Origin of the sequence: Thermus scotoductus DSM 8553, assembly GCF_000381045.1 — a bacterium.
In the GTDB taxonomy this organism is placed as follows: domain Bacteria; phylum Deinococcota; class Deinococci; order Deinococcales; family Thermaceae; genus Thermus; species Thermus scotoductus.
The window spans coordinates 1-11146 of sequence record NZ_KB905772.1 but is presented as its reverse complement, the minus strand read 5'-3'; the positions used below and the strand labels follow the sequence as shown (position 1 = coordinate 11146).

The 11146-nt window shown below is 64.4% G+C and carries 9 protein-coding genes and 2 pseudogenes; all 11 read right to left on the bottom strand.

Annotated features, from left to right (window positions below):
* A pseudogene (locus F604_RS0110520) lies at window positions 1–234 on the bottom strand (transposase); the annotation flags it as partial.
* Between the two features lie 54 nt (window positions 235–288).
* Window positions 289–546, bottom strand: a pseudogene (locus tag F604_RS0110515) (TAXI family TRAP transporter solute-binding subunit); the annotation flags it as partial.
* A gap of 61 nt (window positions 547–607) precedes the next feature.
* Window positions 608–1396 carry an amino acid ABC transporter permease gene (locus tag F604_RS0110510; RefSeq protein WP_019551612.1) on the bottom strand — a complete coding sequence of 263 codons (789 nt, stop codon included), beginning with the start codon at window positions 1394–1396 and terminating at the stop codon, window positions 608–610.
* A gap of 54 nt (window positions 1397–1450) precedes the next feature.
* The gene (locus F604_RS0110505) at window positions 1451–2215 is read right to left on the bottom strand and encodes an ABC transporter substrate-binding protein (protein ID WP_019551611.1); all 765 of its coding nucleotides are present in this window, start codon (window positions 2213–2215) and stop codon (window positions 1451–1453) included.
* 34 nt (window positions 2216–2249) lie between these two features.
* Window positions 2250–4706, bottom strand: a complete 2457-nt coding sequence (gene glgP / locus F604_RS0110500; protein WP_019551610.1) for an alpha-glucan family phosphorylase — start codon at window positions 4704–4706, stop codon at window positions 2250–2252.
* A gap of 16 nt (window positions 4707–4722) precedes the next feature.
* Window positions 4723–6195, bottom strand: coding sequence for a TrkH family potassium uptake protein (locus F604_RS0110495; protein ID WP_019551609.1), 1473 nt, complete (start codon window positions 6193–6195; stop codon window positions 4723–4725).
* Entirely contained in the window at window positions 6167–7504 is a 1338-nt protein-coding gene (trkA, locus tag F604_RS0110490; RefSeq protein WP_019551608.1) for a Trk system potassium transporter TrkA, read from the bottom strand. The genes F604_RS0110495 and trkA overlap by 29 nt, the downstream gene beginning before the upstream one ends.
* A gap of 12 nt (window positions 7505–7516) precedes the next feature.
* Entirely contained in the window at window positions 7517–8821 is a 1305-nt protein-coding gene (rimO, locus tag F604_RS0110485) for a 30S ribosomal protein S12 methylthiotransferase RimO (RefSeq protein ID WP_019551607.1), read from the bottom strand.
* Between the two features lie 82 nt (window positions 8822–8903).
* Window positions 8904–9779, bottom strand: coding sequence for a RodZ domain-containing protein (locus F604_RS0110480; RefSeq protein WP_019551606.1), 876 nt, complete (start codon window positions 9777–9779; stop codon window positions 8904–8906).
* Between the two features lie 4 nt (window positions 9780–9783).
* Complete coding sequence (locus F604_RS0110475; RefSeq protein WP_019551605.1) at window positions 9784–10629, bottom strand: pseudouridine-5'-phosphate glycosidase; 846 nt, start codon at window positions 10627–10629, stop codon at window positions 9784–9786.
* 121 nt (window positions 10630–10750) lie between these two features.
* A partial coding sequence (locus F604_RS0110465) for an RNA-guided endonuclease InsQ/TnpB family protein (RefSeq protein WP_019551604.1) occupies window positions 10751–11146 on the bottom strand: 396 nt, incomplete at its 5' end.

Below are 11146 nucleotides of genomic sequence, written 5' to 3'. Positions count from 1 at the left end.
GAGGGTGGTTTTAGCGGCCAGGTAGCCCTTGGCCAGGTCCTGGCCCTGCAGCAGGAGAAAGATGGCCAGGGCCAGGAGTTCAGCCAAGGTGGCTTTCTGGTGCCTTTGCTTTCTGGGGAGCTTGAACCCTTGGGCCTGAAGGGCCTTGAGCTCGTCGTCCACCCAGATGTAGATGGCCACGAGGAGGGTTTCTGCGTCAAGATAGTAGAGGGGGTGCTCTCGGTTTGGAAGCATAGCACCCCCTCTTTTTTCACATCCCAGGGGTTGGGGTCAAGTAGCACACGAAGGGTAGTAAGCGATGTCGTTTTGCGCCAAAGCCATCTCAAACTCCCCGGCGGCGATGGCGTTGATGTTGGCGATGCTCCCGCCGGTGGAACGGGCGTTGGCCCGAATGCCCACACCCGCATCGTTCACCAGCTTGGCCATGCCCGTGGCCACCGGGAAGTAGACCCCCGTGGTGGCGCCCGAGCCGATGGTGATAAACTCCTGGGCCAAGCCCAGACCTAGGAAGGCAAACCCCACCAACAACGCGTTCCGTATCCGCATAAACCTACACCTCCTTAACGCCCAAGGCAGTATACCCACACCCTCCACCTAGCCGCAAGCCCTAACGAGCCGCCACCTGCAAACGCCTCTCCAAGAGGTTGGTAAAAAAGGTCAGGAGGGTGGTGAGAAGCAAGTAGATGGCCGCCACCGCCAGGTAGACCTCCACGGGTCGGAAGGTAGCCGAGATGATGCGCTGCCCGGAGAGGGCCAGCTCCGTAAGGGCGATGACGCTGGCCAAGGAGGAGTCCTTGAGGAGGGCCACCACGTTGTTGACCAAAGGAGGCACCACGATGCGCAGGGCCTGGGGAAGGATTATAAAGCGCATGGTGTCCGCCGGGGAAAGCCCGAGGGACCAGGCCGCCTCCCACTGCCCTTTGGGAATGGCCTGGATCCCCGCCCGCACCACCTCGGCGTTGTAGGCCCCCACGTTGAAGGAAAGGGCGATGAAGGCCGCCCAGTAGGGGGTAAGGGCCTGCTGGGCCTCGGGCCAAAGGGGTTGGAGCAGAAGGGGCAGGGCGTTGTAGGCGAAAAGGATCTGCACCAAAAGGGGCGTCCCCCGCGTAATCCAGATGTAAAAACTCGCAGGAAGCCGAACCCAGGCCCGGCGGGAGAGGCGGAACATGCCGGCGAAAACCCCGATAACCAAACCCGCCAGGCCCGAGATCAAGGTGAGCTTCAAGGTGATCTCCGCCCCCAAGGCCATGGCCGTGGCGGCAGAGGCCGCGCGGTCAGCTCCAAAGCCCGTGAGGAGGAAATAGCGCTCTAACGCCACGCCCAAAAGGGCAAACACACCGAAATAGCCCCCGATGAGGAGGGCCATCAGTAAAGGAATGCGCAACCAGAAGGGCATCTTGAGGGCAGGAAAAGGCCCAGGGCCTCTTTTCACCCTGGGCCAAAGACAGGGCTATTTACAGCGCACGTCCTCCCCAAACCACTTCTTGCTGATTTGGGAATAGGTCCCATCCTTCATGAGATCGGATAGGGCCTGATTCAAGGCGCCAAGGACGCTCTTGTTGCCTTTGGCCACCGCCATGGCCACCCGCTCCTGGAAGACCAGTTCGCCCACCTGCAGGGTGTTTTCCAGCTTCCGTTCCTTGATGGCCTCCTTGGCCACAAAGCGATCGGTGATCCAGGCATCCAGCCGACCAGCCAGAAGGTCCTGCAAGGCCTCGGGGTCCTTCTGGTAGGTGCGCACCTCCTTAACCCCGGGGATCTTCTGGGCCGCCTCCATGTAGGTGGTGCCTATCTGCACCCCCACCACCTTGCCCTGAAGGTCCTTGGCCGTCTTGGGCCCGCCCTTCTTGCTCACGATAACCCCACCCGTGCAGTAGTGGGGGTTGGTGAAGTCCACGGCTTTGGCCCGCTCCTCGGTGATGCCGTGGGAGGCGATGACGAAATCAAAGCGCCCCTGGTTGAGCTGGATGAGGAGGCTATCAAAGGGCTGGGGAATCCATTGGGGCTTGAGCCCCAGCTTTTTGGCGATAGCGTTACCCAAGTCCACCTCAAAGCCCGTGAGCTGGTTCTTCTCGTCAAAGTAGTTGAAAGGGGGGAAAGCCCCTTCCGTGCCGATGCGGATCTCACCCGAGCGCTTGATCTGGTCCAAGGTCCGCACCTGGGCGAAGGCCACGGCCAACCCTAGTACCCCAAGCAGCAAAAGAATCCTTTTCATGCTCACCCTCCCTGATGCACGGGCCGATTATACCCTAGGCCCACCGCACCCACTCCACCCGGCCCGTCACGGGATGCCTGAGGGCTATGCGCACCCCGTAGGCGTAGCTTCCCGGCCGGGAAGGACGGTAGGCCACCTCGAACCATCCCGAGGCCTCCTCCATGGGCACCACTTCCAGCCCCCCGCCTGCGCGGCGCACCACCAGCTGGACCTCGAGGAATGGCCTTAGGGCCTCCGGCACCTCCCCCTCCAGGTAAGCCCGCGCCCGCAAGGGCTCCCCATTCAAGGTCAGGTCCCCTGGAACCTCCACCCGGAGGGCCAGGCCGTAAAAGGCAGGCAGGGCCTGGTGGAAGGCGCGCAGTACCTCCTCTTCCCCTCTGGCCTTCCCCGCCCACTCCTGCCCCCTTTGGTAAAGGGCCAGGTACTCCCGCACCATACGGGCGGCGCTGAACCTCGGACCCACGGTGCGGAGGCTCTCGTGGACCATGGAGAGCCACCCCGAGGAGTACCCCTCGGGGCCTGTGGCGTAAAAGAGGTGAAGCACCTCCCCCTCCAGCACGTCGTACAGGGCCTGGGCGTCGGCCATGTCCTGGGCTTCCTCGTTCTCGTAGACCCGTTCGTCGCCGATGGCAAAGCCGTTCTTGCCGTTATAAGCCTCAGCCCACCAACCGTCCAGGACGCTTAAGTTCAAGACCCCGTTCAACGCCGCCTTCATCCCGCTGGTGCCCGAGGCCTCCATGGGCCTCCGGGGAGTGTTGAGCCAGACATCGCTGCCGTGGACCAAAACCCGGGCCAGGTACATGTCGTAGTCCTCCAGGACCACCATGCGGTCCTCGAGGCCGTACTCCTTGATCCTGGCCACCAGCTCCTGGAGGTAAGCCTTGCCGGGCTCGTCCTTGGGATGGGCCTTGCCCGCAAAGACAAACTGCACGGGATAAGGCCCCTGGAGGATGCGGAGGAGGCGCTCGGGATCCTTGAAAAGCAAAACAGCCCGCTTGTAGGTGGCGAAGCGGCGGGCAAAGCCGACGGTAAGGGCCTCCGGGTCCAGGATGCGCTCCGCCTGGCGGAGGCGGCTTGGGCTCTCCCCATTCCGGCGGCGTTGCTCGTAAAGGCGGGAGCGCACCTCCCGCACCAGCTCAGCCCTGAGGTCCCGGTGGATGCGCCAAAACTCCTCCCCCAACCCCTCCACCCTCCAGGTGGCGGGGTCCTCAGGATGCCGCAGCCAGTCAGGACCAAACACCTCCGCGTAATGGCGGCGTAGCCTGGGGTGGAGGAAGGTCCAGGTGTGGACCCCATTGGTGATGTGGCCGATGGGCACCTCCTCCCGCAAAAGCTCCGGCCAGAGGTGGTGGAACATCTCCCGGGAAACCTCCCCGTGGAGGCGGGAAACCCCACCCGCCTGGGCGCTGGTCCTAAGGGCCAGGTTGGACATGGAAAAGACCTTGCCCCAAGGCTTCTCCTCGAGGCCCAGGGCGAAAAAGCCCTCCTTGTCCACGCTCAGCTTTTCCCAGAAACCCAAGAGATACCGTTCCACAAGCTCCAAAGGAAAGGTGTCGTGCCCCGCGGGTACCGGGGTATGGGTGGTGAAAAGGGCCCCCGCTTTGGCCAGCTCCAGGGCCACCGGGAAGGGATGCCCCTCGGCCACCAGCTCCCGCACCCTCTCCAGGCCCAGGAAGGCCGAGTGCCCCTCGTTCATGTGGAAGACCTGGGGGTTAAGCCCCAAGGCCCGTAGCAGTCTGATCCCCCCGATCCCCAAGACCATCTCCTGCTGGATGCGCATCTCCAAGCCTGGGGCGTAGAGCCTGGCGGTGATGGCCCGATCCTCCGGGGCATTTTCCGGAAGATCGGCGGTGAGGAGGTATACGGGCACGGCACCCACCTGCACCTGGAAGGCCCCAAGCCAAACCGTACGCCCGGGAAACTCCACCCCCACCCTTAAGGGATGTCCCCCCCGGTCCCGCACGGGCAAAAGGGGCAGCTCCTCCGGGTGCAAGGTTTCGTACACCTCCACCTGGGCCCCCTCCGGGGAAAGGCGCTGGTGGAAATAACCCTCGTGGTAGAAGATCCCCACCCCCACCAGGTTCAAGCCCAGGTCGCTGGCCGCCTTGATGTGATCCCCGGCCAGCACCCCAAGCCCCCCCGCATAGATGGGTAAGGAACTGTGGAAGCCGTATTCCGCGGAGAAATACGCGGTGAGAGGCCCTTGTTTTACCTCCCGTTCCTTGAGGTAGGCCTCCAGGGCCGCCACCACCGCTTGGACCCGGGCTGGGTAGCTGCCGTGGGTGAGAGCCTCCAGACGGGGCGGGTCTACCTCCAGAAGAAGCTTGACCGGGTTGCCACGGAAGCGCTTCCACAGCAACGGATTGATCTCCTGAAAGAGCTCAGCCGCCTCCGGATTCCAACTCCACCAAAGGTTATAGGCCAGCTTCCTCAAACCCCTAAGGGCCTCGGGAAGCTCGGGCATGGCGGTAAGACGCCCCAGTACCTTCATGGGGTGGATTATACCCTCACCGAAGCCGCCGCCAGAGCTCCGGGCTGAAGAGGAGGACCACGGGAAGGATCTCTATCCGCCCCGCCCACATCTGGAAGATGAGGACCACCTTGGAAACAGGATGGAGTTCCGCATAGGAACCCATGGGGCCCACCGTCCCCAGCCCCGGCCCGATGTTGCCGATAGCCTGGGCGCTTGCGGTAAAGGCCTCCACAAAACTCCCCTCCAAAAGGGCCAGGGTCAGGGTGCCGAAGCCGAAAAGAAGGGTGTAAAGGAAGATGAAGACGGAAACCTGCCGCAAGGCCTCCTCGGAAACCACCCGGTTGCCCAGGCGCAAGGGGAGGACCGCCCTGGGGTGGAGGGTGCGGGTGATCTCCCGCCTGAGAAGCCCGAAAAGCAAAAGCCAGCGCACCACCTTGATGCCCCCCGCCCCCGAGCCCGCGCTTCCCCCCACGAACATGAGGAGCACCAGGATGGCCTGGGCCGGCACCACCCACTGAGCGAAGTCCACGCTGGCAAAACCCGTGGTGGTCACGATGGAGATCACCTGGAAGAAGGCATGGCGGAGGCTGGCCTCGAGGCTGTACATCTGGTGGGTGTAGAGGTAAAGGGAAAGCAGTAAACCCGCAAGGAGCACCAGCAGGGCATAGGCCCGGAACTCCGCATCCCTGAAGAGGGGTTTGACCTCCCGTCCGAAGAACAGCCGGTACTGGAGAAGGAAGTTCACCCCCGCCAGGAACATGAAGAGGCTACCCAGCCACTGGGCCAGGAGGGGGTAGGCGGCAAAGCTTTGCGGGTTGGGGCTGAACCCTCCCGCCGGGGTGGTGGTGAGGGCGTTGGCCAAAGCCTCAAAGACGGGTACGCCCGCCCACCAGTAAGCCAGGAAGGCCAAGGTGGTCAGGGTCAGGTACACCCGCAAGACCGCCTGGGCGGTGTGCCGTAGCTTGGGCGTAAGCCTCTCCTTCTCCACCCCCGTGCTCTCGGCGAAAAAGGCCTGGCGGCCCGCCACCTGAAGCTGGGGAAAGACCACCAGGAAGAGCACCACGATGCCGATACCCCCCATCCACTGGGTGAAGCTTCTCCAGAGAAAAAGGCTCTTGCCAAACTGTCCGAAATCCGAAAGCACCGTGGCCCCGGTGGTGGTAAAGCCGGAAACCGCCTCAAAAAGAGCGTCCAGGTAGTCCAGCCCCCCCGAGATCCAGTAGGGTATCGCCCCCAAGGCGGGCACCAAAAGCCAAAGCAGGGCCACTGCGGCGAAGACCTCGGCCCGGTGCGGCTGGGCCTCCGCATGCCCCACCCCCTGCAGGGCCTTGCCCAACCCCACCCCCAGCACCGTCCCCAAAAGAAACCCCCGGGCGTCCTCCCCCCAGCCCAGGGCCAGGAGGGCAAAGGCCAGCATGAGAAGGCCAAAGCCCTGGTAGGTAAGGCCCAGGAGGTAGAGGCTAGAGCGAAACCCCTGCCTAGCCGACGATGCGGGCCACGACTTCATCCGCCACCTCCCGGGCTACCACCAAGAAGAGCCGATCCCCGGGGAGGACCTCGAGGTCCTCCCGGTAAAGCATCACCCGGTGATCCCGTTCCAGGGCTATGGGAGCCACCTGGGGTGCCGCCAGGGCCCTTAAGGGTTTGGGCCGGAAGGACCCCGGAAGCTCCACTTCCAAAAGCTCGATGTTCTCGTCCATGGTGGACACATGCTCCACGTTCTCGGGTCCCAGGTAGTCCAAGACCGCCCGCACCGCCGCCTGGCGGGGCGTGAGGGGCAGGTCTATGCCCACCTGCTCAAAGAGCCTTCGGGTTTCCGAGCGGGACACCCGGGTGATCACCTTACCCACCCCAAGCTGCTTGGCCAGGAGGGAGGCCAGGAGGTTCTTCTCGTCGTTGTCGGTCACCGCCACCACCGCATCGGCTTCCTGCAATCCCTCCGCCTCCAGAAGCTCCAGGTCGGTACCATCCCCTTGGATGATGAGGGCACCGGGAAGCTCCTGGGAAAGCCATTCGCACCGCTCGCGGCTGGGCTCGATGATCACCACCTCGAGGCGCCGCCTTAAAAGCTCCTGGGCCACCATGAAACCCACGTTCCCCCCACCGATGACCATCACCCTGCGCACGCCCCGCCCCGTGGCGAAATAGGCCTCCAGCTCAGGGAAAGCCCTTAGGGTGGTAACGAAAAGGATCTTGTCCCCGGGCTCCAGGATGACCTCGGGATACTCCGGGTGGGCGAAACTCCAAAAGGCTCCATCCCGCACCAACCCCACCACCAGGACCCCCTCCGGCCAGGGAAGCTCGGATAGAAGCCGGTGAGCGTAGGGCCCTCCTTCCTTCACCCGGTACTCCACGAAGCGGAGCCGTCCCTCCGCCAGCACCTCGGTGTCCACGGCTCCGGGAACCAGGATCACCTCCACGATCTCCTTGGCCATGGCCCTTTGCGGCCAGAGGACCTTGTCGATGCGGGTACCCAGGATCTCGGCGGTGCGGGGATCGGTGAGCACCTCCACGTACCCTCCCTTGCCCACGAAGCACAGGGTTTCCTTGGCCCCAAGGCCCTTGGCCAGAAGGGAGGCCAGCAGGTTCACCTCATCGGAATCCGTGCTGGCGATGAAGAGGTCCGCCCGGTCCACCCCGGCCTCCCTAAGGGCATCGGGGTCGGTGGCCCCGCCCACCACCACCTTCACGTCCAGATGGGCGAAGCGCTCCTTGGCCTGGGGGTTGCGGTCCAGAACCACCACCTCATGGGCTTTTTCCAGGGTGCGGGCCAGCTCCCCGCCCACCTCCCCGCCCCCGGCGATGACGATGTACATACCGCTCCTATCCTAAACCTGGACCCCGTAAAGGTCGTAGGTATCCGCCCGGGTTATCCGAACCGGGATCCTCTCCCCCACCCGGGCCGTGCCGTCGGTTTCCACGTAGACCAGCCCGTCTATGCCCGGGGAATCCCGATAGCTCCGGCCCACGGCCAAGCCGGGCTCCGGAAGCTCGTCCACCAGGACCTCGAGGGTCTTCCCCACGAAGCTTTGGTTCTTTCGCAGGCTGATTTCCGCCTGCACCTCCATGAGCCTGGCCTTCCGTTCCTCCTTGACCTCCTCGGGGACATGGCCCGAAAGGGCGTTAGCCTCGGCTCCCTCCACCGGGGAATAGGTGAAGACCCCCACCCGGTCCAGCTCCGCCTCCTGCAAAAAGTCCAGGAGGATCTGGAAGTCCTCCTCCGTTTCCCCTGGGAAGCCCACGATGAAGCTGGAGCGGATGGCGAGCTCCGGCACCACCTCCCGCCAGGCCTTTAGGGTCTTCAGGTGGCTTTGGTACCCCCCCGGACGGCGCATGAGGCGGAGGATTCGCTCCGAAGCATGCTGGAGGGGCACATCCAAATAGGGAAGCACCTTGCCCTCGGCCATGAGGGGCAGGAGGTTTCGGATGTGGGGATAGGGGTAGACGTAGTGGAGCCGGATCCAAGCCCCAAGCTCGGCCATGTGGCTGAGGAGGTCCGTTAGCTCCGCCCTTACAAGATGGTCCCCCCAAAAGCTTTCCCGGTGGCGGAGGTCCACCCCGTAGGCGGAGAGATCCTGGGCGATGAGGAGAAGTTCCCGGGTGCCCGTGGCCACCAGCCGGGCGGCCTCCGCCAGGACCTCCCCGGCGTCGCGGGAGCGCAAGCCTCCCCTCAGCTTGGGGATGATGCAGAAGCTACAGCGGTGGTCGCATCCCTCGGAAAGCTTCAGGTAAGCGTAGTGCCGGGGAGTGAGCTTCACCTGGGGCGGGATGAGGTCCAAAAGAGGATTGCGAGGTGCGGGAAGCACCTCCTGCACGGCCTGCAAAACCCGCTCCACCTCCCCCGGGCCGGTGACTTCCAGCACATTGGGGTACCTTTCCCGGATCACCTCGGGCCTGGCCCCCAGGCATCCCGTCACCACCACCTTGCCGTTTTCCCGCAAGGCCTCCCCGATGGCCTCGAGGCTCTCCTCAATGGCCGGGGTGATGAAGCCACAGGTGTTCACCACCACCAGCTCCGCCTCCTCGTAGGTGGCGCTGGTTTCGTAGCCGAGGGCCTTAAGCCGGGAAAGGATCTGTTCCGAGTCCACCAGGGCCTTGGGGCAGCCCAGGCTCACAAAGCCGATCTTCGCCATAGACCTCCAGGAGCCCCATCAGCCCAAAGGGCCATCCTCGGGGCTCCAACGAACCAGTATAGTCCCCTTCCAAGCTTCCGCATCAAGGCGCCTCAAAGCGGCGGGTAAGGGGCTTCCCCGGCTCCCCCAAGGGCCCAAGGTCCTTGCCATCCAGGAAAACCCGCACCGCCCCGGGATTCCCCGAGCGCACCTCCACCGGAAGGTCAAAGCTAAGCTCCGCACCCACCTCGGGGATGCCCTCGTACAGGCTCTTCTCCCCCTGGGTGACCCTGAGCCAGCTCCGGCCCTCGAGGCGAAGCACCAGCTTCCCCGGGGAAACCTCCACTTGGGGATTGGAAGAGGTGGGCGCAGGGGAAGGCCTGGGAACCAGGCGGTAGCTTAAGGAGAGGTTCCGGTCCAGGTTCACCTCCTCCTCCACCGGCTCGTACCCGGGTAGCTCCAGCCTGAGAAGGCGCCTGCCTCCTTCCAGGGGTGGCGAGGCCAAGGGCGTCTGACCCAGGTAGAAGCCATCCAGGTACACCCGGGCTCCCGGGGGCTCGCTCACCACCCGAAGCCCGTAGCGCTCCGGAGGCTTGGGCGGGGGCTCAGGGGGCAGGCTTACCGTCTGCACGGGTGCCGGACGCAGGACCAGGTAGGCCCCGTACCCCAAGGCCCCCAAGAGGGCCAAGGCCAGCAAAAGCAACCAGGGGAAAGGGCGCCGGGAAGCTGGCGGGGGTGGGGGAGGAAGGGTGGGGGCCAGGGGATAAAGGGCCAGAAGGGGCTCGGGATCCAGCCCCAGGAGAAGGGCGTAGCGCCGGAGGTATCCCCGGGTCAAGGCTGGCTCGGGAAGCTCCTCAAAACGGCAGGCCTCGAGGGCCTCCAGCACCTTGACCTTCAAGGCCAACCGCGCCGACGCCTCCTTAAGGGAAAGCCCCTTCTCCTCCCGGGCCCGCCTTAACCTTTCCCCCAGTTCGCACACAAGGCTATTCTAGCCCGGCAAAGGCCAGGGCCACCCGGGCTGCCAGGCGGGCGTTTTCCAGGAGAAGCCTCTCGTTGACCCGGTCGGTCTCCCCTTGGGAAAGCTCGGAAAGGCGCCTCAGGAGGTAAGGGGTGAGGGCCTTGCCAAACACCCCTTCCCTGGCCACTTGGTGGTTGGCCTCCTCCACCCAAAGGGCCACCTCCTCGTAGGGCAGGCCCTGGGACACCGGGTTCACCAGGAGGACTGCCCCTAAGCCCAGCTCCCGGGACTTGCGGAGGATCAAGGCAGCCTCGAGGGGAGTTTCCACCCGGGCGGGCACGGGGAAGGGGGAAGAAGGGGAAAAGAAGGCGGGCAGGCGGTCCGTGCGGTAGCCCACCACGGAAACCCCCAGGGTTTCCAGGCGCTCCAGGGTGGCCCTCAGGTCCAAGATGGCCTTGGGCCCGGAGGAAACCACCAGGATGGGGGTGCGGGCAAGAGCCCAGAGATCAGCGCTCTCGTCAAAGGGCTCGGGATGCACTCCCCCGATCCCCCCGGTGGCGAAGACCGCTATCCCGTGGCGGTGGGCCAGGTGGACCGTGGCCGCCACCGTGGTCCCGGCGCTTTTCTTCTGGACCAAGAGGGCAGGAAGGTTCCAGAGGCTCGCCTTCTCCGCACCCCCCTGGGCCAAGACCTCCATCTCTTCCGGGGAAAGGCCAAGGCGCACCTCTCCCCGCACCAGGGCGATGGTCTTGGGGATGGCCCCTTCGGCCCGTACCGCCTCCTCCAGGGCTTTAGCGGTGCGCAGGTTCAGGGGGTAGGGCAACCCATGGGTTAGGAGAGCGGACTCCAGGGCCACCAACGCTTCCGCCATGGGGGAAGGATACCATGCTTCACACTTCCGGCCACACCAAGACCTCCTCCCCCACCTGAAGCCCGTGGAAGAGAAGCAGCTCCGGCGCAAGGCGGATCTCCACCCGTGACGACTCCCCGGACTAAAGTCCAGGGCTTCTCGGGGTTTCCCCCGAAGGCCCCGTCCAGGCCTTTGCCAGGATGTTCTGCGCTGCCGCCACGTCCCTGTGCAGGAGCGTACTGCACTGTGGGCAGGTGTACACCCGCACCCACAGGGGGCGTTTTTCTCTGTGCCCGCACACCGGGCAGTCCTGGCTCGTATGTTTGGGGTCAACCCCCACGACCCGCCTACCAGCTTCTTCCGCTTTGTAGGCGAGGATTTGGAGAAACTGGGCCCAGCCCGCGTCGTGTATACCTTTGGCAACGTAGGAGCGGGAGAGAGCAAGGATGTTCAGGTCTTCGTGAACAATGGTTCCATAGCGGTTTACGAGCCTCCTGGCGAGTTTGTGGTGGAAGTCTTTGCGCTGGTTGGCGATTTT

Bases quoted from the DNA above. Each gene is read 5' to 3' on its own strand.
- F604_RS0110510 (WP_019551612.1), bottom strand. From the start codon at position 1,396: ATGCCCTTCTGGTTGCGCATTCCTTTACTGATGGCCCTCCTCATCGGG.
- rimO (WP_019551607.1), bottom strand. From the start codon at position 8,821: ATGGCGAAGATCGGCTTTGTGAGCCTGGGCTGCCCCAAGGCCCTGGTG.
- glgP (WP_019551610.1), bottom strand. From the start codon at position 4,706: ATGAAGGTACTGGGGCGTCTTACCGCCATGCCCGAGCTTCCCGAGGCC.
- F604_RS0110475 (WP_019551605.1), bottom strand. From the start codon at position 10,629: ATGGCGGAAGCGTTGGTGGCCCTGGAGTCCGCTCTCCTAACCCATGGG.
- trkA (WP_019551608.1), bottom strand. From the start codon at position 7,504: ATGTACATCGTCATCGCCGGGGGCGGGGAGGTGGGCGGGGAGCTGGCC.
- F604_RS0110495 (WP_019551609.1), bottom strand. From the start codon at position 6,195: ATGAAGTCGTGGCCCGCATCGTCGGCTAGGCAGGGGTTTCGCTCTAGC.
- F604_RS0110505 (WP_019551611.1), bottom strand. From the start codon at position 2,215: ATGAAAAGGATTCTTTTGCTGCTTGGGGTACTAGGGTTGGCCGTGGCC.